This window comes from Geomonas oryzisoli (assembly GCF_018986915.1).
GTDB lineage: Bacteria > Desulfobacterota > Desulfuromonadia > Geobacterales > Geobacteraceae > Geomonas > Geomonas oryzisoli.
The window spans coordinates 2,177,394-2,204,375 of sequence record NZ_CP076723.1 but is presented as its reverse complement, the minus strand read 5'-3'; the positions used below and the strand labels follow the sequence as shown (position 1 = coordinate 2,204,375).

General features: G+C 62.5%; 17 protein-coding genes and 1 pseudogene. 6 read left to right on the top strand and 12 right to left on the bottom strand.

Features of this window, described 5'->3' with window-relative positions; all coding sequences use genetic code 11:
• Nucleotides 1–33: 33 nt before the first annotated feature.
• A complete protein-coding gene (locus tag KP004_RS09680; protein WP_239027017.1) occupies nucleotides 34–3,813 on the bottom strand; it encodes a PAS domain S-box protein in 3,780 nt (1,259 codons plus the stop codon).
• Nucleotides 3,814–4,136: 323 nt separating this feature from the next.
• Here KP004_RS09680 and KP004_RS09675 point away from each other — a divergent pair, with 323 nt between their 5' ends.
• Nucleotides 4,137–4,934, top strand: coding sequence for a CvfB family protein (locus KP004_RS09675; protein WP_239027016.1), 798 nt, complete (start codon nucleotides 4,137–4,139; stop codon nucleotides 4,932–4,934).
• A 71-nt stretch (nucleotides 4,935–5,005) separates the two neighbouring features.
• On the opposite strand, the gene KP004_RS09670 is transcribed toward KP004_RS09675, so the two are convergent.
• The gene (locus tag KP004_RS09670; protein WP_216802106.1) at nucleotides 5,006–5,680 is read right to left on the bottom strand and encodes a Bax inhibitor-1/YccA family protein; all 675 of its coding nucleotides are present in this window, start codon (nucleotides 5,678–5,680) and stop codon (nucleotides 5,006–5,008) included.
• Between the two features lie 226 nt (nucleotides 5,681–5,906).
• On the opposite strand from KP004_RS09670, the gene KP004_RS09665 reads away from it, so the two are divergent.
• Complete coding sequence (locus KP004_RS09665) at nucleotides 5,907–6,245, top strand: hypothetical protein (RefSeq protein WP_216802105.1); 339 nt, start codon at nucleotides 5,907–5,909, stop codon at nucleotides 6,243–6,245.
• A 197-nt stretch (nucleotides 6,246–6,442) separates the two neighbouring features.
• Here KP004_RS09665 and KP004_RS09660 read toward each other — a convergent pair whose 3' ends face one another.
• From KP004_RS09660 to KP004_RS09650, 3 genes are all read right to left on the bottom strand, one after another.
• Complete coding sequence (locus KP004_RS09660) at nucleotides 6,443–7,507, bottom strand: NADH:flavin oxidoreductase/NADH oxidase (protein ID WP_216802104.1); 1,065 nt, start codon at nucleotides 7,505–7,507, stop codon at nucleotides 6,443–6,445.
• A 101-nt stretch (nucleotides 7,508–7,608) separates the two neighbouring features.
• Nucleotides 7,609–8,439 (bottom strand): bifunctional DNA-formamidopyrimidine glycosylase/DNA-(apurinic or apyrimidinic site) lyase, encoded by an 831-nt coding sequence (mutM, locus tag KP004_RS09655; protein WP_216802103.1) that lies wholly within the window; start codon nucleotides 8,437–8,439, stop codon nucleotides 7,609–7,611.
• 11 nt (nucleotides 8,440–8,450) lie between these two features.
• Nucleotides 8,451–8,636 (bottom strand): hypothetical protein, encoded by a 186-nt coding sequence (locus KP004_RS09650; protein WP_216802102.1) that lies wholly within the window; start codon nucleotides 8,634–8,636, stop codon nucleotides 8,451–8,453.
• A 232-nt stretch (nucleotides 8,637–8,868) separates the two neighbouring features.
• On the opposite strand from KP004_RS09650, the pseudogene KP004_RS21575 reads away from it, so the two are divergent.
• From KP004_RS21575 to KP004_RS09640, 3 genes and pseudogenes are all read left to right on the top strand, one after another.
• A pseudogene (locus KP004_RS21575) lies at nucleotides 8,869–10,485 on the top strand (PAS domain-containing protein); the annotation flags it as partial.
• Between the two features lie 9 nt (nucleotides 10,486–10,494).
• On the top strand, nucleotides 10,495–11,301 hold the full coding sequence (locus KP004_RS21570; RefSeq protein WP_437178150.1) for a sensor histidine kinase: 807 nt from the start codon (nucleotides 10,495–10,497) through the stop codon (nucleotides 11,299–11,301).
• A 349-nt stretch (nucleotides 11,302–11,650) separates the two neighbouring features.
• Nucleotides 11,651–12,355, top strand: coding sequence for a GntR family transcriptional regulator (locus KP004_RS09640; protein ID WP_216802100.1), 705 nt, complete (start codon nucleotides 11,651–11,653; stop codon nucleotides 12,353–12,355).
• A 13-nt stretch (nucleotides 12,356–12,368) separates the two neighbouring features.
• On the opposite strand, the gene KP004_RS09635 is transcribed toward KP004_RS09640, so the two are convergent.
• The 5 genes from KP004_RS09635 to KP004_RS09615 all read right to left on the bottom strand — a co-directional run bounded on the left by KP004_RS09635 (nucleotide 12,369) and on the right by KP004_RS09615 (nucleotide 20,732).
• Nucleotides 12,369–13,268 carry a sensor histidine kinase gene (locus KP004_RS09635; RefSeq protein ID WP_216802099.1) on the bottom strand — a complete coding sequence of 300 codons (900 nt, stop codon included), beginning with the start codon at nucleotides 13,266–13,268 and terminating at the stop codon, nucleotides 12,369–12,371.
• Between the two features lie 224 nt (nucleotides 13,269–13,492).
• Complete coding sequence (locus KP004_RS09630) at nucleotides 13,493–15,271, bottom strand: acyl-CoA dehydrogenase FadE (RefSeq protein ID WP_216802098.1); 1,779 nt, start codon at nucleotides 15,269–15,271, stop codon at nucleotides 13,493–13,495.
• A gap of 37 nt (nucleotides 15,272–15,308) precedes the next feature.
• Nucleotides 15,309–16,481, bottom strand: coding sequence for a thiolase family protein (locus KP004_RS09625; RefSeq protein ID WP_216802097.1), 1,173 nt, complete (start codon nucleotides 16,479–16,481; stop codon nucleotides 15,309–15,311).
• Between the two features lie 50 nt (nucleotides 16,482–16,531).
• The gene (locus tag KP004_RS09620; protein WP_216802096.1) at nucleotides 16,532–18,895 is read right to left on the bottom strand and encodes a 3-hydroxyacyl-CoA dehydrogenase/enoyl-CoA hydratase family protein; all 2,364 of its coding nucleotides are present in this window, start codon (nucleotides 18,893–18,895) and stop codon (nucleotides 16,532–16,534) included.
• A gap of 25 nt (nucleotides 18,896–18,920) precedes the next feature.
• Nucleotides 18,921–20,732, bottom strand: coding sequence for an AMP-dependent synthetase/ligase (locus tag KP004_RS09615; protein WP_216802095.1), 1,812 nt, complete (start codon nucleotides 20,730–20,732; stop codon nucleotides 18,921–18,923).
• A 316-nt stretch (nucleotides 20,733–21,048) separates the two neighbouring features.
• Here KP004_RS09615 and KP004_RS09610 point away from each other — a divergent pair, with 316 nt between their 5' ends.
• A complete protein-coding gene (locus KP004_RS09610) occupies nucleotides 21,049–21,354 on the top strand; it encodes a hypothetical protein (RefSeq protein ID WP_239027014.1) in 306 nt (101 codons plus the stop codon).
• Between the two features lie 2 nt (nucleotides 21,355–21,356).
• Here the strand turns inward: KP004_RS09610 and KP004_RS09605 are convergent, their stop codons facing one another.
• Complete coding sequence (locus KP004_RS09605; protein WP_216802094.1) at nucleotides 21,357–23,471, bottom strand: putative bifunctional diguanylate cyclase/phosphodiesterase; 2,115 nt, start codon at nucleotides 23,469–23,471, stop codon at nucleotides 21,357–21,359.
• 3 nt (nucleotides 23,472–23,474) lie between these two features.
• Nucleotides 23,475–26,978: a PAS domain-containing sensor histidine kinase gene (locus tag KP004_RS09600; RefSeq protein ID WP_239027013.1), complete on the bottom strand. Its 3,504-nt coding sequence runs from the start codon at nucleotides 26,976–26,978 to the stop codon at nucleotides 23,475–23,477.
• Nucleotides 26,979–26,982: the final 4 nt, after the last annotated feature.

The window sequence follows — 26,982 nt, the reverse complement described above, 5'->3', positions numbered from 1 at the left end:
TTCCCCTACCCTGTTCGCGGCTGGGGAAGGGGATCAGGTGTCGAGCATTTCCCGCACCTTCTTGGCCAGTTCGATGGGGCGGGCCGGTTTCTTGATGATGTCGACCCCCTCTTCCAGGAAAATCCCCTTGTCCTGGATGACGTCCGCCGTGTAGCCACTCAGGAAAAGGACTTTCAACTGCGGTGCAAGTCGGCGCAATTCCTCGCAGAGTTGCTTGCCGTTCATCTTGGGCATGATGACGTCCAGAAGCGCCAGGCTGATCTCGCGCCACCTCGACGCGAAAAGCTGCAACGCTTCGTCGCCGCTGCTCGCGAGTATGACCTGGTAGCCGTACCTCTTCAGAACTGACTCGACCAGCCGCCCCACGGCTGCGTCATCCTCGACGACGAGGATGGTCTCACTCCCACCTTCGGGGATGAAGGTGGCCGGTTTCTCACTCGACTGCGCCTTCTCGGTGATCAGGGGCAGATAGATGCTGAAGGCTGTGCCGAAGCCGGCCTGGCTGAAGACGGTGATGTAGCCCCCGTGCTGCTTGATGATCCCGTACACGATCGACATGCCGAGCCCCGTGCCGCGCCCGGGGAGTTTGGTGGTGAAGAACGGCTCGAAGATCTTCTGCTGCGTTTCGGCATCCATCCCGGTGCCGGTATCGGCGACGGTGATGAGAGCGTAGCGCCCGGGGACGCCGTAGCCGTACTGGCGATGGAATTCCTTGCCGAGGGTGACCAGCTCGGTCTTGATGGTCAGTTCCCCGCCGGCGGGCATGGCATCCCTGGCGTTGGTGGCGAGGTTCATCAGCACCTGTTCCAACTGGCCGCTGTCGGCCAGTACCAACAGCTTCTCGTTGCTGAAGGAGGTCTTCAAGGTGACGTCTTCGCCGATGATCCGGACCAGGAACTTGGCATGCCTGCGGGTCAGTTCGTTCAGCTCCACCTGCTGCATCACCATGACCTGCTTGCGGCTGAAGGCCAGCAGGCTCTTGGTGAGGTGCGTCGCCCGGTCGGCTGCATCGAGGATCTGTTCCATATGATCAAGCATGGGATCGCCTTTGGGCAGGGAGTGCTGCAGCAGTTGCCCGAAGCCGAGGATGACCGTGAGGATGTTGTTGAAATCATGGGCGACCCCGCCGGCAAGCTGCCCGATCGCTTCCATTTTCTGTGCCTGCCTCAGCTGCTCTTCTAGCTTCTTGCGCTCACCGATGCTTTCCATGAAGGCCATGAAATGGCTGATGACGCCGGCACTGTTCAGAATGGGTGAGATGGTGGCATGCTGCCAGAAGGTGGTGCCGTTCTTGTGCCGGTTGTACAACTCGCCGGTCCAGACGCGGCCTGACGTGATGGTGTCCCACATCCCCTGGTACAGTTCCAGGGAGGTCTTGCCGCTCTTCAGGATGCGCGGCGTCTGCCCGATGACCTCCTCGGACGTGTAACCCGCCACCTCGGTGAAGCGCGGGTTGACGAACTCGATGGTCCCTTTGATGTCCGTGATCATGATGGCAACCGGGCTCTGCATGACCGCCTGTGACAGCTTGAGCAACTGCTCGTCGGCCTGTCTGCGTTCGGTGACATCCTTGTAGACGACCACGGCCCCTACCAGTTCGCCGCCTTCCCGCAGCGGTCTGCAGTTGTATTCGGCGTAGAAGCTGCTGCCGTCCTTGCGCCAGAACAGCTCGTCGCTCCCCTGGTAGGGACGTCCCTCGTAGCAGGCTGCCGACATCGGGCACTCCTGTTCGGGGAATGCGGAACCGTCCTCACGGGTGTGATGCATCAGGGAGTGCTGATGCTGCCCAAGCAGTTCTTCCTGGCTCCATCCCACCATCTGCGCGGCCGCCGGGTTCACGAAGGTGATGCGTCCCTGCAGGTCGACGCCGTTGATCCCTTCACCGGCCGCATCCAGGATGAGCTGCAGCTGACGCCGGGTCTTTTCGTGCGCGTCCTCCGCTTGTTTGCGCTCGGTGATATCCTCCAGGCTCTGGATCGCGCCGACCACCCTGCCCTGCCGATCACGGATCGGCGCGGCATTTACGGTGATGTAATGGGCGTTGCCGTCCGGGTCCTGGTACCATCCTTCCGCCTGTATCCCGTCCTTGATCAGGGTGGAGCTACGGTAATTGCTGTATAGCCGCGCCCCATCCTCGTGGCTTTGGTACAGCACGATGTCGGCAAGAACGGGCCGGTCGACACCGTAGAAGATCTTGCCGAGATTAGCGGAGCCGAGCACCTCGTTCGCCTTTATCCCGGTAAGCGTTTCCAGCGCATGGTTCCACATGATGACCCGGTGCTCGCAGTCCAGCACGAAGGTCGGCTGGGTCATGTTCAGAACCAGGCTCTCGGCGAATTCTTTCTGGGACTGGAGGTTCGCCTCGGCCTGTTTGCGTTCGGTGATGTCGAGCATGACGCCCAGGATCCCGCCACAGGTGCCGCTCGTGGAAACGAAGCTGGTTTTGCAGAAGATGACGTCGCGCGTAGATTGATCGGCATGCAGCGCCTGGCCTTCGTAGACCTGGACCCCGCCCCCGGCGATCATCTCCTGGTCGGAGCGGTGGTGCCTTTCGGCGAAGGGGCCGGGGGCGAGATCGAAGACGGTCCTGCCGATGACGCGTTCCCTGGTGAAACCGGTGAAGTTGAGGAAGGCCTGGTTGCAACCGAGGTAGCGGCCGTCGTCCCCCTTGTAGTACACCGGAATGGGGGTGACCTCGATCAGTTTCTGGGAGAATTCCAGTTGCCGCTTCAACTCGTGCCTTTGCAGCTGCAATTCCTGCAACAGCTGGTTGAAGGCATCCCCGAGCACACCTATCTCATCGCCTGCGGCTATGTTGATCGGTGCGGCGATGTTGATGGGAGCGGCGTCGCCTTCTTTGTTCTGGGTCAGCATCCTGATCTGTTCGGTGAAGGAGATGAGGGGAGCGGTGAGGAACTTCATGCACAGCCACACCACCAGCATGGAGATGAGGAACACGACGAACAGCGCGGCGAGGACGTAGCTGCGGGCCCGGTAGATCGGGGCGTATGCCTCCACCTGCGGGAAGTTGCTGGCGAGGATCCAGTTGGTGGTCTGGAGCCGCTTGAAGGAGCTGATTACCTGCATCCCCCTGGAGTTGGTGGTCTCGCCGGTTCCCTCGTACCCCGCGATGGCCTCGTCGTAGAGACGGTTCTTGCCGACAGGGACGTCTTTCTTGAAAATCCTGCGGCTGTCGGGGTGGGCAATCATCACCCGGTCCGTGCTGTACAGGTAGAGGTACCCTTTGTCGCCAAGAGTCACCCTGCCGACCTTGGTGATGAAGTTGTCCTTGGTCAGGTCGATGCTTCCCGCGAAGACCGCAGCTACCTCTCCCTTCTCGTCCAGCACGGGAGCGGTGAGCATGATGATCGGGTGTTGGTGGGTCTGGGCGGAGATGAAGGGTGCCGAGATCTGGGGCTGTTTGGTGGCAAGGGTGTTTTTGAGGTAGTCCCGGTAGAGGAAGTTCTTGCCGACAATGCCGCTGTCGAGCGGGTTCCCCGACAGGAGCGCTCCCCGGGCGGAGAAGAGGAAGAGTCCGTTGTCGAACATGGTGAGGTTGCCCGGCCGCTGGTTGAAGAAGCTTTGCAAGGTGCGCGGGTCGCCTAACGCGCCGATCTTGAGCGTGCGGGCGGTAGCGACCAGTTCGGCCTGCGACAGCCGTAACTTGTCGTCGATCTGGTCGGCAAGGGCCGTCACCATGTTGAACTGCTGGGTGTAAAGCAGCCCCTTGATCTGGTCGGTGAAGTACAGGTGGGTGCTAAGCGCAAGAATGGACAGCAGCCCGGCAATCAGCAGGGATATGGTTGCCGTCATCTTGTTTTTCAGGCTTAAGGGGCGCAATCAGCCTCCGCTGGCAGGCCGCGCTACGCGGCGTTGCGGGAACTCGTTACCATAGTATGAATTTGTCGGTGCTGTCCAGCTAAAAAAATGTTTCCGTTGTGTTGCAAAGTGCCTGTTTAGCAAGCGTTTTTTATGCGATTGTCGGTGCGTGCCGCGGTGAAGGATGTCCCATGCACGAAAAGATTGATAGGTTCTCGCAGCGATTTGATATAGTATTTCGGTTTGCGGCGGCAAAACATTAGAACCGCGCGACTGGAGCAGAGACAAAGATGCTAGAAATAGGTAAATACAACCGTTTGGAAGTAAAGAAACTGAGTGCCATTGGTGCCTACCTCGCGTCGGAATTGGGAGAAATCCTTCTGCCGACCAAGTACGTTCCCGAGGGACTGCACCACGGCGAGCACCTGAAGGTGTTCGTTTACCTCGACTCCGAGGATCGGCTCATCGCGACCACCCTGGAACCCAAGGCACAGGTCGGCGATTTTGCGCTCATGGAAGTCAAGGACGTAAGCCCGGTGGGGGCCTTCCTGGAGTGGGGGCTGGAAAAGGACCTGCTGGTCCCATTCAGCGAGCAGCCGCGCCCCATGCTGAAAGGGGAACGGCATCTGGTGCGGGTGTACCTGGACCGCTCGGACCGGATCGCGGCGTCGGCGAAGATCGGCAAGTTCCTCGAGAAGTCGGCCTCCGGCCTCAAGGAGGGGCAGGACGTGACGCTGACCTTCTACGAGTTCGGCAACCTGGGCGCCAAGGTCATCATCGACGGCCGTTACGACGGGCTGCTGTTCAAGACCGAGCTGTTCGGCAAATACCGGGTCGGCGACACCGCGAAGGGGTACGTGAAGAAGATTCGGGTCGATGGCAAGATCGACGTGACCCTGAGAAAAGGTGGGAAGCAGGACCTCACCGGCGGACGGGAGACCCTGTTGCGGGTACTTGGTGAGAGGGGCGGCTTTCTTCCCGTGGGGGACAAGTCGCCTCCTGAGCTGATCGCGGAGATGTTCCGGATGAGCAAGAAGAACTTCAAGACCGTGATCGGTAACCTGTACCGGGAAGGGGTCATCGAGATCACCAAGGAGGGGATCAGGCTCCGTTAAGCCCCCCTTTCTTCCCGGTGACACGCGGAACCCCGGCGTATAGTGCTTGCGCCGGGGTTCTTTTTTGCCCGTTACCTGCGGTCCCCCAGGAACCTGAGCAGCAGCAGGAACATGTTGATGAAGTCGAGGTACAGGGTGAGCGCGCCGAGGATCGCCCCCTTGCCGCCGGTGTTGCCCATCTGCTTGATCCGCTGCGTGTCGTAGGCGGTAAGGCCGGTGAATACGATGATGCCGCACAGGCTCAGCACCCAGTTGAGCATCGAGCTATGCAGGAAGATGTTCACCAGCGAGGCGATCACCACACCTACCAGTCCCATGAACAGGAAGCTTCCCCACGATGAGAGGTCGCTCCTGGTGAGATAGCCGTACAGGCTCATGACGCCGAACATACCGGCGGTGACCAGGAAGGTCGATGCTATCGAGGAGTGCGTGTAGACCACGAAAATGGTGGACATGGTGAGGCCGTTCAGCGCCGCGTAGAGCAGAAACAGAAGGCTCGCGGTGGCGGTGCTGATCCTGTTGATGGCGCCGCTTATGGCGACCACGAGGCCGAGCTCGCCGAAGATCAGGGCGTAAAAGAGGATGCGGTTACCCAGGATCGCCTGCAGCAGTGCCGGGGACGATGCGGTTATCACCGAAACGAGAGCGGTCAGCAGCAGCCCGCCGCTCATCCAGCCGTAGACTCCTCTCATGACGCCGCTGTTTACCACACTGATGGTCCGGTATTGGGTTTGATATCTTTCCATTGAATGTTCCCTTTGATTGGGCGCTTTGGAATAGTTCCTGGCGCAAGTTGTCAGTGATTTACGTCCCTCTTTATACCATGAAGCCGATTGCTCAGGCAGAAAAATAATGATCCGGACGTGAATATGCAAGGGGTGATGTTACAATCATCTTCCTACTATTTTTGGTGCCGGGAAACGGTGCCCTTGAGCGGCGTTCGCGCCGCATTGACCCAGAGGAGGAAAAACCATGTTGAAGAAAATTGCCATCCTTGCCTGCCTCGTCTCGTTCGCTCCCGCTGCAGCAGGAGCCCAGGACGTGGCGCTCTTGGTGAACCAGCAGCCCGCGGCGCAGTCCGAAACGCAAAAAGGCGTGAACCTGATGCCGCGCGAGGAGCGCGCCACCACGCTGGTTGCGGTGAACGACGTCCAAGGGACGGCGGCCGCCGCCGAAGAACGGCCGAAAAAGAGCCACAGCGGCCTGACCTTCAAGGAGTTCTGCGACGTGCACTTCGGCGAATACCGCTGGGTGTACTGGGTCGGCGCGGTGGCGGCGATCGTCGCCATCCATGTGGTAGCGGCCGACTAGAGACGTGATAGCGGCCTACTGAGAGATAAGGCGGCAGGGTGTCGATCCCCTGCCGCCTTATGTGACTCCCCTTCCCTTTCCTCTCACTACCTTTCCTACCTTCCCTACCTCGCTCGCCTACCTTGCCCTACCTCGCCCGGTACTCGTGCGGTACTCGTGCGGTACTCGTGCGCACCTGCTCCGGGGACTTCCTCAGGCTATTTCGCCCTCTCGTACTGCAACGGCCAGGGCAGATCCACGCCCAGGGCCTTCGCGGCGTGCAGCGGCCAGTACGGGTCGCGCAGCATGGCGCGCGCGAGGAGCACGGCATCGGCGAGGCCGGTGGCGACGATCTGCTCCGCCTGGACCGGATCGGTGACGACCCCCACCGCCCCGGTCGGGATGCCGACCTCGTTCCTGATGGCCGTGGCGAATGGGGTCTGGAAGCCGGGGCCAAACGGCGGCATGGCTTCGGGGACCATCCCGCCCGAGGAGCAGTCGATGAAGTCGATCCCGATCTGCTTCAAGGCCCTGGTCAGGTACAGGGTCTGCTCCAGGTCCCACCCCCCTTCCATCCAGTCCGAGGCCGAAACCCTGACGAATACGGGGAGGTGCTCGGGCCAGATGTCGCGTACGGCCTTGGCGACCCTGAGCGGGAAGCGGCAGCGGTTCTCAAGGGAGCCGCCGAAATCGTCAACGCGCTGGTTGGAGAGCGGCGACAGGAACTGGTGCAGCAGGTAGCCGTGCGCCATGTGGATTTCGGCCACCTCGAACCCGGCCTCGACACTGCGCCGCGCAGCCGCCGCGAATTGCCCCAGCAGTGTTTCCAGGTCCTCCAGGGTCGCCTCCCGGGGGATCACCGGGTCCTCCCTGGAAAAGGGGACCGGGCTCGGGGCGATGGTCTGCCAGCCGCGGTGGTTGACGTCGACCGGGCGTCCACCCTTCCAGGGGAGATCTGTGGAGGCCTTGCGCCCCGCATGCGCAAGCTGGATGCCGGGCACCGAGCCCTGCTCCTTGATGAAGCGGGTGATGGGGGCGAAGGCGGCGGCGTGCTCGGCGCTCCAGATACCGCTGTCATCAGGAGAGATGCGCCCCTGCGGCGTGACTGCGGTCGCCTCGACCATGACCAGGCCGGCGCCCCCTACGGCCCGGCTCCCCAGGTGCACCATGTGCCAGTCGGTGGGGAGCCCTTCTTTGCTGGAGTACATGCACATCGGGGAGACGAAGATGCGGTTTTTGAAGACCAACTCGCGCAGGGTAAACGGCGTGAAAAGGATGCTCATGCGGGAAAACCTCCTGAAGCTGGTGTGATATGACAGCGGTGCGTCGCCTGCGGCAGTTTAGCAGGCATTGGAACAACCGCAACGACAAAGGGTCGCTCCCTTTACCGCGGCGGCCGGTACTCCGGCTGGCACTGCCGGCAGAAAAAGGTGGAGCGGTTGCCCAGCCTCCCCCTGGTGACGGGGGTGCCGCACTCACGGCAAGGAAGCCCTGCCCGCCCGTAGACGTAGAGCTGCTGCGGGAAATAGACGAGCCTCTCTTCGGTTTTGAGGAAATCCATGGTCGCGTGTCCGGTGGCGATGGAGGTCGCCAAGGTTTCCTTGATAGCCGCCACCAGCGCGGCACAGTCAGCCTGGGTCAGTTCTCCAGCCGGGGTGTCCGGGTGCATCCGGCAACGAAAGAGGCTTTCGGCGGCGTAGATGTTGCCGATGCCCGCCACCACCGCGCTGTCCATCAGGAAGCGCTGCAGGGCGACCTTCCTGCCTCGGCTCAGCCGGTACAGGTAATCCGGGACGAAGGCACCGGTGAGCGGTTCGGGGCCGATGTTTCGGAGCAGCCGATGCTGCAGCGGATCGGAGCCGGTGAAGTGGATCGAGCCGAAACGGCGCGGATCGTTCAGGCGGAGCACCAGTCCGGAAGCGAGGCGCAGGTCGAAATGGTCGTGGGGACCCGGTGCGGCGGAGGCAGGCACCAGCCGCAGGTGGCCGGTCATCCCCAGGTGCAGCAGCAGCGAGCCCGCGCTGAAGTGGAGGATCAGGTACTTGCCGCGCCGCTCGACGGAAGTAACCGTCTGTCCCGCGAGGAGCTGGGAGAGCCCCTCCGGGACCATGTTGCGCAGCTTGCCGATGCGCAGCTCCACCGAGGCGATGCGCGCACCGGCCAGGTGGTCCTTTATCCCGAGCCGGGTTACTTCTACTTCGGGCAACTCTGGCATGGTCGCTCCGGTTACTTGTCCAGGGGCATCGGACTGCAGACGTTGTCTTCGGAGTTGGCTTCCACCCCGCAGGTAAAGCAGACGACGGTCGGGCTGCTGGTGATGTGTGCGACGTCTTCCAGGCGTCCGGCGCTTTTGAGCATGCAGATGTGCCCGGTGTGTTTGGCTCCGCAGGTGCAGGTAGAGGTGGTTTCCATGGTGTTCCCCCTTTGTCTTATGTGTTCCTCATTACTACTGCAAAGGTGCGGCGACAGTCAACTCTTAGGTGGTACATTGTCAGGGAGCGACCGGCGACCTTTCCGTCTATGACATTATTTTTTTATAATTTACAGTTGCTACTTTGTTGGAATGTTGTTATATTAGAAAAAACTTTTCAATGACTGTTCTCTCGGTTGAACTGAGACAGACGATGAAGTGCAGGAAAGGTTTATGAGACACAAGGACCGATCATTGCCCAAAGGGGAGCACATGACTCGATTGTTGCAGGTAAACCAGGTCAATGATAACAGCAACACCGTTTCCCGAGCCTGCATTGGGGACGACGCTCCTGCGATAGCCCACCCTGCTTTGCCGGCTCATGGGTATGAGCAGGTGCTGCGCAACATGTTCAGGTCCGCCCCTTTGGGGATGTACCGGACCGATGCGGAGGGCCACCCCTTGGCTTCAACCTTTGGCTCCCCCGCAGGCCCCGATGACGACGCGACGCACGCGGTCGGCTTTCTCAACCCGCAGGAGCGAAAGTCCCTGACTGAGTCGTTTCGGGGCGCCATGGAGGCCGGGCGGCAGTGGTGCCGGCAGTTCCAGTACCGCTACGCCGATGGCGCGGTGTCACGTCTCCAGGCAGTCGTTGCCGCGTTGCGCGACCAGGATGGGGCCCTCCTCGGCTATCAGGTGTGCACCATCGACATCACGGCGCAGCACCACGCAAACCAGGAACTAGCCCTCAGCGTCGACCGACATCGCGTCGCCCTGGACGCGGCGGAGTTGGGGATCTGGGACTTAGACGTCGCGGGCAACGACTGCTACTTCAGCCCCTACTGCTACGAGATGCTGGGCTATACCGGCGGTCAGATGCAGGGGCGGCTGGAGGAGTGGAGCAACATCATCCATCCGCAGTACCTGGAAAACGCGCGCCGCGTCCTGGAAAGCTGCATAAGCGGCGGCATTGAAAGGTTCGAGCTCGAGTTCCGCCTGAAAACCAATGAGGGGAAATGGCACTGGTTCCGCTGCACCGGCAAGGCGGCCGAGCGGGACGCCTGCGGCAAGGCCTGCCGGTTGGCCGGGACTCTGCAGGACATAAACCGGGCCAAGCTCATGGAGCACCTGCTGCAGATGGAACACGGTCTGCTGAACCTCATCACCGCGACCAGCCCGGTCGGCATCATGTTCATCGAGTCCGACGGCAACACCACCTTCGTGAACCCCAAAGCGGAGCGGATCCTGGGGGCGACCAAGCAGCAGATGGCGCACAGGGAGCCCCCTGTCATCGACTCGATCCTGTCGGCGGAACGGGATCCCTCCACCGGCTCGGAACTCTCCCTCGGCCACATCCTGGCACAGGGGCGTTGTCTGCTGCAGTCCAGCTTCGTTTTCACCCGGTCCGACGGCAGTTCCGCGGTCCTCTCCATCAGCACCGCCCCCTTCCTGGACCCGGCCAGCACCGTGAGCGGGACCGTCGTGACCCTGGAGGATGTGACCGAGCAGAAAAAACGCGAACAGGTCCTTGCCGACAGCGACCGCCTGCTGCGGGAGACCCAGCGCATCGCCCAACTGGGCAGCTACGTCCTCGACATCACCAAAGACGAGTGGGCCTGTTCCAGCAAGCTCGAGGAGATCCTGGGGATCGACGCGGCCTACCCCAAGAACCTGCAGGGGCACTTCGATATCGTGCACGAGGAGTTCCGCGAGAAGTTCATTGACAGCTACCGAGCCGCCATCGGCAACAACCGTCCCTTCGAACACGAGTACAAGATCAGGAGGCACAACGACGGCGTGGAACGCTGGGTGACCGAGTGCTGCGAATTGAGCGGGGACGCGGCCGGGAAACAGGTGCGCATGATCGGAACCATCAAGGATATCACCGAGAGAAAGGCCGCCGAGGAGGCGATCCGCAACTTAAACGACGAGCTTGACCGCAGGGTGATCGAGAGGACGTCGCAGCTCGTGGCCGCCAAGAAGGAGATAGAATCCTTCAGCTACTCCGTTTCTCACGACCTGCGCGCGCCTTTGCGGCATATCAACAGCTACAGCTCCATCCTGGTCGAGGAGTACGGCGAGTCGCTCCCCGAGGACGCCCGCTACTACCTCGAACGCATCTGCACCGCCAGTAACCGGATGGGAAAACAGATCGACGACCTGCTGGCCCTCACCCGGGTCGGGCGCGCCATCATGAAGCGGACCACCTTCAACATCAGCCAGGTGGCCGCCGATGTGGTGGACATGCTGAGCGACGAATCCGACAACCCGCCGGAATTCGTGGTCCAGCCTGGCATCAGCGCCTACGGTGACAGTGCCCTGGTAAGGCTCGTGCTGCAGAACCTGCTGGGCAATTCCGTCAAGTACTCCTCTCGCGCTGCTTCCCCGCGTATCGAGTTCGGACAGACCCTGGTCGGGGGAAGGCACGCCTTCTTCGTCAGGGACAACGGCGTGGGCTTCGACATGGCCTACGTCGAGAAGCTGTTCCAGCCCTTCCAGCGCCTGCACGGCTCCGAGTTCGAGGGGACCGGTATCGGCCTTGCCACCGTGCGCCGCATCATCGAACGTCACGGAGGGAGCATCTGGGCCGAAGGAAAAGAGCGTGAAGGGGCCGCCTTCTACTTCACCCTCTCGACCCCACGCAAGGCCGACCACACTTCCTGCTGAGAGTTCCGCACCTTCCCCGTCTGAGATCACTCCCGCGGGGCGCCCGTCGCCCCGCTGTACTCCCCGTCTTTTGTGCTCATCCTAAAACAGCGTCTAACTGTGGCTCCGTGGTGCTGGTTTGTCGGTTTGTTTGTTCTGTCCGGCGTAACTGCCCGCCATCTCGAATTGGCTAATACTGGCAGTCTTTGGCCGATGTGGAAGGCAAAATTATCCCGTGGTGGCAAAAAAATCCGTTGTCATTTTAGCAAAACTGTGTTTTATGTAGGTTGTGCAGCCGCGCGAAAACCGTGCTAAGCGGGGCGGATCAAGCTCCGCCGGTCCGCCTGGTCATCGATAAAGTGAGGGGCCTATGAGGAAAACCTGCCACATGGTGGAGAAGGCTTTGGTGGACGGGATGCTGAAGGGGGAGTTCAAGCCGGGAAGCCCGCTGCTCAGCGAACGTGATCTCGCCGCGCGCTTCGACGTCAGCAGGGCGACGGTACGGGAAGCGCTGCAAAAGCTGCAGAACGCAGGATGGATCTCGGTGCAGCAACGTCATGTCACCATGGTGAAGGACTTCTGGTCCGAGGGCGACCTCGAGCTCCTTTCCTCCATCAACCGCAACAGCGAGCCTTTTCCCTACGACCTGGCCACCCACCTGCTGGAGCTGAGGGTGCAGTTCGCACCTGACTACGCCCGCCGCGCGGTCGAAAACGACGCGGCGGGGCTGGCCGCGGTGCTGCGCAAGGCGGAAAAACTGCGCAACTGCTCCTCGGCCCTGGTCAACTTCGACTGGGAGCTGCACCTCGCCATGGCGGTGATGTCGGGCAACCGCATCTACCCCCTGATGCTGAACAGCTTCGCCAGCGTCTATTCCAAGCTCAGGTCCGCGCTCTTTTCAAAGGACAAGCACCGCTTGCAGTTGCGTGACTACTACCGCGAAATGCTGGCCGCAGCCAATGCCGGTAACGCTCTGCTGGCGGAAAATATCACCCGTGCCGCCATGGTGATGAGGTTGAACGATTTCAAGCTGTACTTCGGCTCCCTGTCCCAAGAGTGCCCTGCCCCGGCTTAGCGCAAGGGTCGTTTCAGCTACCCAGGGTGAAGTAGAAGGTGGCCCCCGCGTTCACTTCCGCCTCCGCCCAGATCCTGCCTCCGTGGCGGTTGATGATCCGCTGCACGATGGCGAGCCCGATCCCCAGGCCGGGGAATTCCTCTTCCCGGTGCATGCGCTGGAACGGGCCGAACAGCCGGTCGGCAAAACGCATGTCGAAGCCCGCCCCGTCGTCCCTTACGAAGTAAACCCGCTCTCCCCTCTCCTCCTTGCTGCCCAGTTCGATGGTGGCGGAGTCCTTCTTCCCCGTGAATTTCCAGGCGTTCTCCAACAGATGTTCCACGGCGGTCCGTAACAGCACCGCGTCTCCGTGCGCGTGGAGGTGCTCCGCGATCCTGAAGGTCACCTTTCTCCCCGGCTCCCTCTCGCGGATGCATGCGGTGTAGCTGTTGGCCATCTGGGAGAGGTCGAGGTTCAAAAGGGTCATGTCCTGGCGCCCGATACGTGACAGCGCGAGCAGCGCGTCCACCAGTCCCTCCATCTTGCGCCCCGCCCGCACGATGCAGTCCAGGTAACTGTGGGCGGTCGGCTCGAGTGCTGCGCCGTAATCTTCGAGGAGGGCGTTGCTGAATCCGATCAGGTGCCGAAGCGGAGCGCGCAGGTCGTGTGAGACGGAATAGCTGAAGGTTTCCAACTCCCGCCCCAGGTTGTCGGCACTCGCCTTTTGCCTGGCCAGCTCTTCGTGCAGTCGTCGAAGCTCCTGCTGTGCCTCGGCAAGCCTTCTTTCACATGCGCCCGCGGACGGCGCCAGGCTGGAGACTGCCTCCTTTGGCGCCGGTCCGGTCCCTTTGCGCTGCGCATCACGGTTCTCGCCGCTGTCGGGATTCTTGCCGGCGCTTGACTTGCTTTCGCCCCTGCCTTTAGGCACTGCCATCTGCTCCTCCCGCCGCCACTGTCACAGTCCCGCTTAGAGCACTCTTAGGAACTCAATTTTGCCACAAGACGTGTCATTGTACCACTCATAAAAGTTACATTTTTCAGTACGGCGGCACGTGTTGTCAACCATTGCAGGGCCCTGCTCTTGATGCGGCTGTCTGAACGCAACGGGCCGGTCCCCCATTGAGGAACCGGCCCGCTTGGCTGTCAAGGCTGGCGCTGTCAGAACGGGTATTTCTCCGCGTCGATCACCGCCTGTGCCACAAGGCGTTTGTCCTTAAGCAGTCCCGCTGCCTGGTAGCGTGTGAAGCGCCGGACCGCGCCCAGCAGGATGGTGAGGGTATCCCCTTCCTCGCTGTAGAAGGCCGCCTTGCGCGCGGCACTGGCGGTCTTCTCGTTGGCGCCGAAGCAGAAGCACCTGACCGCCGCCGACACCGCCAGGCGTTTCGCTTCGCTCAGCCGCGGCAGGATCTTCTCGGCGCGCAGCACCGCGCTTTCCATGGCGAAGATGTTGATCACCACGTCGGCGAGCGCCATGAGGACCTCCTGCTCGTCCTTGATGGCCGCCTGGTACTTCTGGGCGGCGGAACCGGCCACGACCAGGAACAGCTGCTTCAGGCCGGACAGAAGCGCCTTCTCGGCGGCGAAGGGGACGGAGTCGTCCGGCTCCTCGAAGGAAGGCGTGGTCAGCGCGTCGAGCGCCTTCATCGCCTCGCGCTGCAGCGGGATCTCCCCTTTCAGTGCGCGGGTAAGGAGGGTGCCCGGTATGAGCAGCCGGTTGATCTCGTTGGTCCCCTCGAAGATGCGGTTGATGCGCTCGTCGCGGTAGTAGCGCTCGGCCGGGTACTCCTGGATGAAGCCGTAGCCGCCGTGGATCTGCACCACCTGGTCCGCCACGAAGGCGAGCATCTCGGAGCAGAACACCTTGGCGATGGCGCACTCCATGGCGTACTCCTCGATCCCTTTCTGGTAGGCGTCGTAGTAGTTGGGCGTCTCCTTGGGGATGGTGGCCAGCCGGTCGTCGATGAGCCCCGCCAGGCGGTAGACCAGCGACTCCGAGGCGAAGATCTCGGCCGCCATGTCGGCAAGCTTCTCCTGGATGGCCCCGAAAGAGGCGATGGGGCGGCCGAACTGCTTTCTCAGTACCGCGTACTTCACCCCGTCGGCCAGGGCGAACTTGGCCGACCCGGTGACCGCGGCCCCGAGCTTGAAGCGGCCGATGTTCAGGACGTTGAAGGCGATCTTGTGCCCCTTGCCGATTTCCCCAAGGACGTTTTGGACCGGGACCTTGACGTTGTCCAGGATGACCTGGGTGGTCGAGGAGCCCTTGATCCCCATCTTCTTTTCCTCAGGCCCGACGCTCACCCCTGCCATGGTCCGCTCCACCAGGAAGGCGGTGAAGTGCTCCTTGTCCACCTTGGCGAAAACGGTGTAGAGGTCGGCGATGGAGCCGTTGGTGGTGAACTGCTTGGTACCGTTGAGGATATAGTGGCTTCCGTCTGCGGAGAGCGTGGCGCTCGCCTTGGCGCCCAGGGCGTCGCTGCCGGAGTCGGGTTCGGTGAGGCAGTAGGCGGCGATCCACTCGCCGCTGGTCAGCTTGTCCAGGTAGCGTGACTTCTGGTCCTCGGTGCCGTAGTAGACCAGCGGCAGCGTGCCGATGCCGCTGTGGGCGGCGTAGGCGACGGAGAACGAGCCCGACCCCGAGATCTTCTCGGCCGCCAGCATGCTGGTGGCCTTGTCCAGCTCGAGACCGCCGTACTCCTCGGGGACGTCGATCATCAACAGCCCCAGGTCGCCGCAGCGCCTCAGCAGCTGCACCACCTTCCCGAAATCCTGATGCTCGATATCTTCACGCGCCGGGATCACCTCGTTCGCCACGAACTGCTCGGTCGTCGCGCCGATCTGGCGCTGTTCGTCGCTGAAATCCTCCGGGACGAAGACCTCGTCCTTGCCCGGCTCGGTGATCAGGAACTCCGCTCCCTTGAATATCCTTGCTGCCATGTCACACCTCTCGTTTGTAGTGGAACGCACCGCCGGCTCAGCTCATCTCGAAGATACCCGCCGCCCCCATGCCGCCGCCGATGCACATGGTGACCATGCCGTAGCGCATCCCGCGCCGGCGCATCTCGTGCAGCAGGCTCGCCGTCAGCTTGGTCCCGGTGCACCCCAGCGGATGTCCCAGCGCAATGGCGCCGCCGTTGACGTTGACCCGGGCCGGGTCGAGCCCCAGTTCCCCCATGCAGGCGAGCGCCTGCACGGCGAAGGCCTCGTTCAACTCGACCAGGTCGAGCCGGTCCTGGGTGATGCCCGCCATCTTCAGTGCCGCGGGGACGGCCTCGACGGGACCGATCCCCATGATCTCGGGGGGGACGCCCTTCACGGCAAAGCAGACGAAGCGGGCCAGCGGCTTCATCCCGGTCCGTTTCAGGAAATCCTCGGAGACCACCAGCGCCGCGGCCGCCCCGTCGGTCATCTGGGACGAGTTCCCGGCGGTGACGGTGCCGTCGACCTTGAAGGCGGGCTTGAGCTTCGCCAGGGCCTCCAGGGTGGTGTCACCCCTCACCCCGTCGTCGGCGTCGATCACTTCCTCGCGGCACTGGAGTTTCCCCTTGTGCAGGGAGCAGTACCGGGCCGGCACCGCCACGGTCTCCTCGGCGAACCTCCCCTCGGAAAGGGCCCGTGCCGCTTTCTGGTGGCTCGCGAGGGCGAAGGCGTCCTGGTCCTCCCGCGAGATGCGGTACTTCTCCACAAGCCGTTCCGCCGTGATCCCCATGGAGGCGTAGGTCTCGGGCCAGGAGGCGATGAGGCCGGGATTGGCGCTGTACTTGTTCCCTCCCATCGGGATCATGGACATGCTCTCGGTCCCGCCGGCGATGATGCAGTCGGCGAAACCGGCCATAATGCGCTCCGCCGCGGAGGCGATGGTCTGCAGGCCCGACGAGCAGAACCGGTTCACGGTCTGGCAGGGGACCTGGTAGGGGATGCCGGCCTTGAAGGCGGCGATGCGGGCGACGTTCATCCCCTGCTCCCCTTCCGGGAAGGCGCAGCCGATGATGATGTCGTCGACCAGCGCCGGGTCCAGGGCGGTCCGCTCCACGAGCCCCTTGATGGCCGCGGCCGCGAGATCGTCGGGACGGACGTCCTTGAGTTTCCCTTTGTAGGCCTTGGTGGCCGGGGTGCGCACGGCTTCTACGATATATGCTGCTCGCATGATATTGCTCCTTTGCTGGCTTCGGTTGACGCCCTCCCCTGCTGCACGGCTCAGTTCCTGAGCGGCTTTCCCTTCTTCAGCATGTGCTGGATCCGCTCCTGGGTCTTCTTCTGACCGCAGAACTTGAGGAAGGTCTCCCGCTCAAGGTCCAGCAGGTACTCCTCGGTGATGACGGTCCCTGCCGGGACGTCGCCGCCGGTAATGACGTCGGCGATCCCCGAGGCGAGGTAGTGGTCGTAACCGGAGATGAAGCCCCCTTGCTCCAGGTTCCAGAGCTGGCTCTTGATGCTGGCGGCGATGCCGCGCCCCGGCGCCTTGAGCGCCGTTTCGGGCCTGCCGGGACGGTAGTTGGCGGCGAGGGAGATCGCCTTGAGCTTGGCATCGTGGATGCGGCGGTCCAGGGCGAGGGTGATGCCGTCGCCGGGGCGCATGAGCCCCATCGCTATGAGCTCGGTGGCCGAACTGCTCACCTTGGCCATGGCGATGTTCCGGTAGTTCTTGAGGAGAAACGGAGAGACGTCGGTATCGTTGGCCTCTGCGAGCCGGATGGCCCGGATCGCCATCTCCTTGGTGCCGCCGCCGGCCGGGATGAGACCGACCCCGATTTCCACGAGCCCCATGTAGGTCTCGGCATGGGCGTTGATGGCGTCGGCGTGCAGGCAGGTTTCGCATCCCCCTCCCATCACCAGGCTGTGGGGCGCGGCGACCACGGGGATCTTGGAGTACTTGATGGCCATCATGGCGCGCTGGAACGATTTCACGGTCATGTTGAGGTCGTCCCAGGCCCCTTCCGCGCACGCCATGGCGATCAGCATCAGGTTGGCGCCCGCCGAGAAGAGGCTTCCCTCGTTGGCGATGACCATGCCCAGGCCGTCGGACTCGCTCCGGCGCAGCCCCTTCTGGATCATGCTCAGGGTGTCGCCGCCGATGGTGTTCATCTTGGAGTGGAACTCGAGGCAGAAGATGCCGTCGCCGATGTCGATGAGCGAGGCTGCCGCATTCTGTTCCGCGACGCCGCCGGCGCTCTTCAAAAGGGTGAGCGAGACCTGGCCCCGGGTGAGCGGCACCTCGCGGTACTTCTTGTCCGGGACGCTGTAGAAGTAGCGCTTGCCCTGCTCGACGCGGTAGAAGCTGTCCACCTCGCGCAGATACTGCGGCACGGTGACGCCGTCGCGCTCGGCGCGGGCCACGAAGGAGGCGACACCCAGGGTGTCCAGCAGTTCGAAGGGGCCGAGGTCCCAGTTGTAACCCCACTTCATGGCGTTGTCGACGTTGACCACGTCGTCCGCGATCTCCGGGATCCGTTTCGCGGTGTAGATCAGGGTGTCGCGCAGCGTCCTCCAGGCGAACTCGGCAGCCTGGTCGCTTCCTTGAAGCAGCGTCTTCACCCGGGCGCCCGGGTCGTCGACCTGCCTGGCCGCACCCACCGAGGCGAACTTCGGAGAAACGCATTCGCGGTAGGCGCCGGTTTGCGGGTCGTAGCAGAGTTTGACGCTGGTGCCGTCCACGCTCTCGCGCTTGAAGAAGCCCCCCTTCCCTTTTTTCCCGGTGAGCCCCTCGGCCACCATGCGACGGGTGCTCTCCGGGACCCGGAACAGCTCGCGCTCGTCGTCGCCGGTCAAAAGCTGGTAGCTGTTGTCCATCACCCGCACCACCGTATCGATCCCAACCAGATCCCAGAGGGCGAAGGTGGCGGTCTTGGGGCGGGCCAGGGCCTGGCCGGTGATGACGTCGACCTCCTCCACGGTGAGCCCCATCTCCACCATGTGGCGCCAGGTGGCGGCGCCTGCATAGGTGCCGATGCGGTTGGCGATGAAGTTGGGCGTGTCCTTGGCGAACACCACCCCCTTGCCCAGCCGCTTGTCCAGGAAGGACGCCATGTTGCGCAGCAGGTGGGGATCGGTCTCGGTGCAGGGAACCATCTCCATCAGGCGCATGTAACGCGGCGGGTTGAAGAAATGCGTCACCATGAAGCGGCGCCTGACGTCGGCCGGGAGCACCTGCGCCAGTTCGTTCACGGAAAGGCCGCTGGTGTTACTGGAGAGGATGGCGTTCTCACTGAGATTGGGGACCACGTGCTCCAGGAAGAGACGCTTTTTCACCTCGAGGTTTTCCAGCACCACCTCGATGACCCAGTCGCACTCCCTGAGCCGGGGGCTGTCGTCCTCGAAGTTGCCGGTCTCGATCCAGGCCGCGTACTCCGGCGCGTAGAGCGCGGCGGGCTTGCTTTTGGCCAGGGCCGCGAGCGCCTGGTCGGCGACCAGGTTGCGCTGCGCCTTGTCCTGCGACCCCTTGGCCTGTTCCGGCACCAGGTCGAGCAGCAGGACCTCTATGCCCGCATTGGCGAGATGGGCGGCGATGGCCGCGCCCATGACACCGGCACCCAACACGGCAACCTTGTTCATCTGTCTCATCACATCCTCCGGCCCGGACGCGGTCTCAGTTCTCCGCGACGGTATACATCCGCTCTATCATATCCTTATAACGCTCAGAAATCACCCGTCTTTTCACCTTCAGTGTCGGGGTGAGCTCCCCCGATTCCAGCGTGAAGTCGCGCGGCAGCAGCACGAAGTGCTTGATGGTCTCGTAATGGGCCAGTTCGGCGTTGACCGCCTCGACGCGCTGCCGGTACAGCTCGACCACCGGTTCGTGCACCACCAGCTCCTCGAGGTCCGTGTAGACGATCCGCTTCTCACGCGCGAACTCCAGGAGCTTCTCCAGGGTCGGCACGAGGAGCGCCGTCAGGTAGGGCCTCTTGTCCCCGTAGACGTAGGCCTGGGAGATGTACTTGTCCCGTTTCAGCAGGTTCTCGATGGGCTGGGGGGCGATGTTCTTGCCGCCGGCGGTGACGATCAGATCCTTCTTGCGGTCCGTGATCACCACGAAACCCTGCTCCAGGCGCCCGATGTCGCCGGTCCTCAGCCAGCCGTCGCTGAACGCTTCCCGGGTGGCCGCCTCGTCCTTGTAGTAGCCGAGCATGACCTGCGGTCCGCGCACCAACAGTTCGCCGTCGTCGTCCACCCGGAACTCGGTCTTTTCCAGCGGGGTCCCGACGCTGCCGAAACGCAGTGCCTCGAAGGTGTTGTTGCAAAGGACGGGGCTCGTCTCGGTGAGGCCGTACCCCTCCAGGATGGGGACGCCGATGCTCCAGAAGAACTCGTTGATCTCCCGGTCCAGTGGCGCGCCGCCGCTGGAGCAGAATTTGAGGTTGTTGCCGAAACGCTGCCGCAGCTTGCTGAAGACGATGCGGTCGGCGAGCGCGTGCTGCAGCGCGAGCCACAGCGACACCTTCTTCTCGATGTACCTCGCGTGGACGTACCTGCGCCCGATGGCGAGGACGCTTCTGAACAGCTTCCTCTTGTACAGGGAAAGCTGGTGCACGTGCTCGTAGATGCGGGAGTGGATCTTCTCGAAGAGCCTCGGCACGCAGACCATGATGGTGGGCTGGATTTCCAGCATGTTTTCCGCTATCTTCTCGATGCTGTCGGCAAAGGCGATCATGGCCCCCTGTGCCATGGGGAGGTAGTAGCCGGTGCATCTTTCCAGCACGTGGCTAAGCGGCAGGAAGCTAAGGAATACCTCCCCCTCCTCCAGCACCGCAGCCTTCTCGATGGTGGCGAACACGTCGAAGATGATGTTTCGGTGCGAGAGCATCACCCCCTTGGGGATGCCCGTGGTGCCGGAGGTGTAGATGACGGTCATCAGCGATTCCGGTGCGATGCCGTCGATCACGGCTGACAGTTCCTGCCGTTCCTCGTCGCTGATCGGGTCATCGATCTCGGAGAGCTGGTAAAACGTCGTGAGCGGCAGTGAAGGCTCACCCAGGAAACGCTCGAAGGAGACCACCAGCTGCACCATGGGGATGGCGTCCTTTATCTTCAAAAGTTTCCGGTACTGCCATTTGCCAGAGATGAAGACGATGCGGGCGTCGCTGTGGTTCAGGGTGTATTCGACCTGTTCGGGGGTGTTGGTGGGATACACCGGGACGGTGACGGCGCCGGCGCAGAGGATGCCCATGTCGGCTATGATCCACCCGACGCGGTTTTCGGAGAGGATGGCTATCTTGTCGCCCGGCCTGACGCCGAGCTTGCGCAGGCCGCGCGCCACCATGAGGGACCGGTTGAAGAGCTGGGAATAGCTCAGGGTGACCCAGTTTCCCTGTTTCCTGTATTTCACCGCCAGCTTCGCGTCCAGCCGGTTAGCCTGGTGCCGTAGCAGGTCGGGTATCGATTTGAAAGGCACCTTTTCCACGGCGAGCTCCCATCAAGAACAAGTATCTGAGTGCCTCTGTACTAAAAGATAGTACATGACATGCATAATACAAGAGTGCCTGAACTCATTCGCAAAAAAAAGACTGGCACAGCGGCGACTACAATATCGTTCTTACGATGAAGTCGGATGCACAGGAATAGTTTGACACGCATGCGGGTGGCCAATATCATCCCCGGGACAGTGTCGCTGAACTTACGGCGGATAGGTTCCCGCATGAAAGCCGATATGTTCAACCACATGACGTAGTTTTTAGAGTATCTAAAAGAGAAATTTACTATAGCACAAGGAGTTAGCTGTGATCGAAATTATGATATCGGAAATGGAAGCCGCCTTCTGCAAGGGAGTCTTTGACGCGGAGACTGTCTTTCGCTTTCACCTGGGAGAGGATACGGTCACCATCGTGGTCGGTCCCGACGGCTACCGGGTGGTCAGGGGGGCAACGCCGGAACCGGTCGACTGTGAGTGCACCACCGGCGCCGATATGTTCAAAAGGATCTGGTACGACGGCTATCGTCCCGGAATCATGGATTTCCTCGGCGGTGCCATCACGTGCGACAATCCTTTCCTGCTCCCCGCGTTCCTGAAGGCCTTCGGCCGCTGATACTACAGCGGCAGCGCTCCCCTGGCTGCCGCCCGGGCCAGCATCTGCTCGAATTCCGCCGCGGGGAGCGGCCGGCCGATCAGGTTCCCCTGCACCTCGTCGCAGCCGTAATTCTGCATGAGCGTCAGTTGCTCCGGCCGTTCCACGCCGACCGCGTTTACCCTGAGCTTCAGGCTGTGCGACATGCAGATCATCGCGGTCACCACGTCCAGGTTGTCGGGGTTGTCGAGGGCCCTGATGAAGCTGCGGTCGATCTTCAGCTTGGCGATGGGAAGCTGCCTGATCCGCTGCAGCGACGACGTGCCCACGCCGAAATCGTCCACCGAGAACGCTACCCCCGCTTCGGTGAGCCGCAGCATGTTCTGCCGCGACGACGTGCCGTTATCCATGATGGCGCGCTCCGGGATGTCGATCTGCAGGCTTCCCGCGCCGATGCCGGTTTCCGACAGGGCGGTGAGGGTCTGTTCGATGAAGTGGGGTTGGTGGAACTCGCGGTTGGAGAGGTTCACCGCCAGCGAGAGGTCGAAACCCTTCTGCTGCCAGCGCTTCACCTGGGTGCAGGCGTGGTGGATGACCCACTCCCCGATCGGCACTATGGCGCCGCTTTCCTCGGCGACGGCGATGAAGTGCTCGGGGAGCAGCAGTCCCCGCTCCGGGTGGCGCCAGCGCAAAAGGGCCTCCGCAGCGATGATCCGTCCGTTGCCCAGGTTGAGCAGCGGCTGGTACAGAAGTTCCAGCTCCCCATTCGCTACCGACTGGCGCAGCTGCCGCTCCAGGGTCTGGCGGTTCAGGGTCCGCGCGTTGATCTCGCTGTTGTAGAACTGGTAGCTGCTGCCACGGTTCTGCTTGGCCACGTACATGGCGCCATCCGCCTTTTGCAGCAGTTCTTCGCAGCTGTCGCCGTCGGCGGGAAACATGCTGATGCCGACGCTCGTCCCCACCTTCACTTCGATCCCCTCCAGCCGAAACGGCGCCTGAAAGACCCCCACGATCTTGTTTACCACCGTGCCTACATCGTCCGGCTGCGTCAGGTCCGGCATCAGCACGTTGAACTCGTCCCCCCCTATGCGGGCTACCGTGTCGGACTCTCGCACGCACCCCTTGAGCCTCTGGGCCACCGACTGCAGCAGTTGGTCGCCTGCCGCGTGGCCAAGTGTGTCGTTGATCTGCTTGAAATGGTCCAGGTCCAGGAACAGCACAGCCAGGTTCTTGCGGTTGCGGCGCGCCTGCGCCAGCTCGAGGGCGAGGAAATCCATGAAAAGCTTGCGGTTGGGAAGGTCGGTCAGGGTGTCGTGCTGCGCCTGGTGCTTGATCACCTCCTCCAGGCGCTTGCGCTCGCTGATGTCCTTGAACAGGGTCAGCAGAAAGGGGCTTCCGTCCATCTCGATGCTCTCCGCCGAAACCAGCCCCTCCAGCTCCTCCCCCGACTTGCCGCGGATGCGGACCTCCAGGTCGCGCACGGCCCCTCTTTGCGCCACCTCCCGAAGCAGCGCCTCGGGCTGCCCCGCATCGAGCCACAGCCCGAGCTCCGCGCCGCTGCGCCCGATGACCTCCTCGCGGTCGAATCCCAGCACCCGCAGGAACGCCTCGTTCACCTCGATCAGCCTCAGGTCGGTCAGGGAGGCGATGCTCAAAAGGTCGGGGGTTGCCTGGAAGATGGTGGAGAAACGCCGCTCCGAGGCGCGCAGGGCCGTCACCTGCTGTTCTACCAGCCGCCTCAGGGAAAGTTTGTCCCCGACACGGTCCAGCACCCGAAACAGCTCCGGGTAGTTGACAGGTTTCAGCACGTAGTGGTCCATCCCGATTTCGATGGCGCTCATGAGGTAAGTGGTCTCGCTGTGGGCGGTGACCGCCACGATGGTGGCATCGGGATCGATCTCCTTGATCTCGCGCGCCATCGCTATGCCGTTCATCTGCGGCATGTTGATGTCCGTGACCACCACGTCGGGGCGGTACTGGCGGTACAGCTCGAGGCCGGCCCGGCCGTCGTCCGCCGTATAGATCCTGATACCGGGGTAGTTGAGGGTCAGTATCCGGGCAAGCATCTCGCGTGCCTCGATCTCGTCCTCGACCAGGAGCAGGGCTGCTTCCTTGAAATGTTGGCGGGGCTGTTCCATCAGTCACACCTCGATGCAGAATCGTGCGCCCAGGTCGGTGTTGCAAACGGTGAGCGACCCTTTCATGTTCTTTTCCACGATGGTTTTGGACATGAACAGGCCGATGCCGGTCCCCTTGTCGGGGCCCTTGGTGGTGAAGTAGGGATCGAAGACCTTGTCGATGATGTCCGCCGGTATGCCGCCCGCGTTGTCCTCGATGGAGAGGACTGTTTTCCCGTTTTCCCGGTGGAGCCGTACCGTGATCTTCGGTTGAGCCACCTTGCGCTCCGCGAGGGCGTCCTTCGCGTTCATCAGGATGTTGACCAGAACCTGTGAGTATTCGTTGGGGGAGCCGAAGATCTCCGCCTCGGGGTCGGCCGACACGTCGAATTCGATCCGTGCCGCGGCGAAGGCTGCCTGCAGTATGGAGAGCGTCTGCTCCAGGGCCGCAGCCGCCAGGAATTTCTGCTGTTCCTTTTCCGGGCCGAAAAAGTTGCGGAAGCCGTCGATGGTCTGGGACATGTAGTTGATGACCTGCATGGCCCGGCTGACGCTGTTGTCGAGGTACTGCTTGGTGAAGAGCCCCTTTTCGTAGTAGCTCGGCAACTCCTGGACGATGAGACCGAGCGTGTTGAGCGGCTGGCGCCACTGGTGGGCGATGTTGCCGATCATCTCTCCCATCGCGGCCAAGCGTCCCTGCCGAATCAACAATTGCTCCTGGCGGCGCAGCTCTTCCACGGCGCGCACCCGTTCGGTCATCTCCTCTCTCAGCGCCTCCTGGGCGAGCACGCTGTCGGTGATGTTGAGGCACGCCCCCACAAGCCTCAACGGCGCGCCATATTCGTCGTAGGAGACCCTGGCACGCATGCTGAGCCAGCGTACCTTGCCGTCGGGCGCGATGGTGCGGTACTCAGCGCTGTAGAGGCCTGCGCCGGTAGTGCTGCGGGCGTCTTTGACGATCTGCTCCAGCCGCTCGCGGTCCTCGGCATGCACCAACCGCAACACCATTTCGAGTTCGACGTCGACGTCTGGGGCCAACCCGTAGTGTCGTTTCGCTATGTCGGACCAATCCCCCTTGCCGGTCTGCAGGTTGACGTCGAAGATGCCCAGACCGGTCGCCTCGACCGCGAGCTTCAGCCTCGCTTCGCTCTTCTTCAGTGCCTGCTCCGCCCTTTTCTGGTCGGTCAGATCCACGGCGAAGCCGATTCCCTCCGCTGTGGATTCGGCCATCCGCGCCAAGGCCGTCAGCGCTGCCACCTTCTCGTTGCTGTTGCGCTTGATGAAGATTTTTTCGTAGGTTTTGCTGATGCCGCGTGTGATGGTTTCGTCCATCGCGGCCCGGTCCTTCGCGTATTCCTCGGGCGTGGTGACGTCGGCGAGGCTCAGGGTCCCTCCGCGGCACTGGGCTTCGTCGTAGCCGACCAGTTCGCAGTAGGCCTCGTTGGCGTCGGTAATGAATCCGTCCCGGTTCCAGAAGAAGATGGCGATCAGGCTCGACTCGTACAACCAGCGGAACCTCGTCTCGCTGGCGCGCAATTTTTCCTGGGTTTCTCTCAGGTCGTTGATGTCGGTCGCGGTGCCGTACCATTTCACCACCCTCCCCGTCTCGTCAAGTTGCGGGACCGCGCGGGTTAGGTGCCAGTGGTAAGCGTCATCGCGGTGCCTGATGCGCTGCTCGATCTGGTAGATCTCCCCGGTGGCGACGGCGTGGCTCCACGCGTGGGCGGTCGCTTCCCGGTCCTCTGGATGGATGCAGTCGTTGATCAGGCTGCCGGGGTCCCCCTTGGTCCGGACCAGGATGCAGCGCCGCAGCCCGGTGTAGTTCTCGAAGTGGGCGTTGAGATAGTCCAGGTTGCCGTCGGGGTTGGCGGTCCAGACGATCTGCGGCATGGAATCGGCCAGGTCGCGAAACCGCTGTACCGACATGCGCAACTCTTCCTCGATGGCCTTGCGCCCGGTGACGTCGAAGATGACGCCGATGAAGCGGCAGGAAGATTCCTCGCACCAGAAGCGTCCCAGCACGTTGACCCATAACAACGCCCCGTCGTCGGCGCGGAATACGCGATGCTCGGAACTGAACAGCTCATGTTCCTTGCAGACCCGGTCCAGTTCGGCCATGACCCGTATCTTGTCGACGGGATGAATCCGGTCCTGCCACATGGAAAGCGTTGCCGGCCCGCTTGGTTCCTGCGGCGCGGGGTACCCCAGGACAAGAAAATGGCGCTGGGACCAGATGCCCAGTCCGCTGGAGGTGTCCATGTCGCAGGAGCCCATCTGCGCCGCATCCAGGGCAAGTTTCAGGCGCTCCTCGCTCTCCAGCAGGGCCTTGGCGGCGTTCCTGCTTTCGGTAATGTCGTTAAAGGCGATGAGGCCGGAGATGATGGCGCCGGAGATGTCACGCAGCGGGGTGGCGTTGACACTGATGAAGCCGCGGGTGCCGTCGCCGCGCAGGATCTGGTATTCCTCGGCGAACACGGTCTCCCCTTTGCGGATGGCGCGGATGAGCGGGTAGTGCTCGATGGGCACCGGCTTGCCGTCAAGGGTGACCATCTTCCAGCGGCCGAACTCGTCGATGCTGCCAACATCTTCCACGGCCTCACGGAAGATGGTCCGGGTCAACTCGTTTTGGTAGACCACCTTGCCGGAAGGTGCCTCGGCGATGACCACACCTACCGGAAGCTGTTCGACGATCGCCTCGAACCGCTTCTGCTGGAAGGCCAGTTGCCTCAGCATGCTCTCCCGTTCCTCCTCGGCGTTTCGGCGCTCGGAGATGTCGCGGGCGATCATCTGGATGGCGTGCACTCCCTGGTAGCCGATGCGCGTCGAGGACCCTTCCATGAAGCGCTCGCCCCCTTCCAGCCGCAGCAGCCTGAACTCCAGCGTCGACCCTTCATTCCCCCCCATGACGGACTCGATGCTGAGCCGCATCGCCTCGCGGTCTTCGGGGTGCACCAGGTCCAGGAATGCGTGCTCCTGCAGCTGCGTAAGGGTGCGTGCGCCGTAGGTGCCCAGCGCGGCACAGTTGGCGTAGAGGAAGGAGCCGCCGCGATGCACGAGGACCGCGTCCGGCGCCATCTCGACCAGGGCGCGGTAGTAGCGCTCGCTTTCGCGCAGCAGCCGTTCCTTCTGGATCCGTTCCGCGTTCTCCCGCGCGATGATCGATATGCCGGTGAGGGTTCCTTGCGGGTCGAAGATGGGGGATAGGGTGAGTGAGACCTGGATCTCGCGCCCCCCCTTGGCCAGGCGCACCGTCTCCAGGTTGCGGATTTTCTCCCCGCGCAGCACTTTCTCGGTGATCTGTTTCAGTTCCTCGTGCCGGTCCTGGGGGACCAGCATCCTGATGTTGCTCCCCACGGCCTCTTCGGCGCTGTAGCCGTAGAGGCCCTGTGCCGCCTGGTTCCAGCTGGTGATGGTTCCGTCCGGGGTCTTGCTGAAGATGGCGTCGTTCGATGAATCGACGATGGCCGCCAGGTAGGCCATGGCGTCCTCCTTGTCCGCCGCCGGTATCGCCCCGGGTTTTCGTGTCACGAAG

Bases quoted from the DNA above. Each gene is read 5' to 3' on its own strand.
- KP004_RS09680 (WP_239027017.1), bottom strand. From the start codon at position 3,813: ATGACGGCAACCATATCCCTGCTGATTGCCGGGCTGCTGTCCATTCTT.
- KP004_RS09670 (WP_216802106.1), bottom strand. From the start codon at position 5,680: ATGGAAAGATATCAAACCCAATACCGGACCATCAGTGTGGTAAACAGC.
- KP004_RS09665 (WP_216802105.1), top strand. From the start codon at position 5,907: ATGTTGAAGAAAATTGCCATCCTTGCCTGCCTCGTCTCGTTCGCTCCC.
- KP004_RS09660 (WP_216802104.1), bottom strand. From the start codon at position 7,507: ATGAGCATCCTTTTCACGCCGTTTACCCTGCGCGAGTTGGTCTTCAAA.
- mutM (WP_216802103.1), bottom strand. From the start codon at position 8,439: ATGCCAGAGTTGCCCGAAGTAGAAGTAACCCGGCTCGGGATAAAGGAC.
- KP004_RS09650 (WP_216802102.1), bottom strand. From the start codon at position 8,636: ATGGAAACCACCTCTACCTGCACCTGCGGAGCCAAACACACCGGGCAC.
- KP004_RS21570 (WP_437178150.1), top strand. From the start codon at position 10,495: ATGATCGGAACCATCAAGGATATCACCGAGAGAAAGGCCGCCGAGGAG.
- KP004_RS09640 (WP_216802100.1), top strand. From the start codon at position 11,651: ATGAGGAAAACCTGCCACATGGTGGAGAAGGCTTTGGTGGACGGGATG.
- KP004_RS09635 (WP_216802099.1), bottom strand. From the start codon at position 13,268: ATGGCAGTGCCTAAAGGCAGGGGCGAAAGCAAGTCAAGCGCCGGCAAG.
- KP004_RS09630 (WP_216802098.1), bottom strand. From the start codon at position 15,271: ATGGCAGCAAGGATATTCAAGGGAGCGGAGTTCCTGATCACCGAGCCG.
- KP004_RS09625 (WP_216802097.1), bottom strand. From the start codon at position 16,481: ATGCGAGCAGCATATATCGTAGAAGCCGTGCGCACCCCGGCCACCAAG.
- KP004_RS09620 (WP_216802096.1), bottom strand. From the start codon at position 18,895: ATGAGACAGATGAACAAGGTTGCCGTGTTGGGTGCCGGTGTCATGGGC.
- KP004_RS09605 (WP_216802094.1), bottom strand. From the start codon at position 23,471: ATGGAACAGCCCCGCCAACATTTCAAGGAAGCAGCCCTGCTCCTGGTC.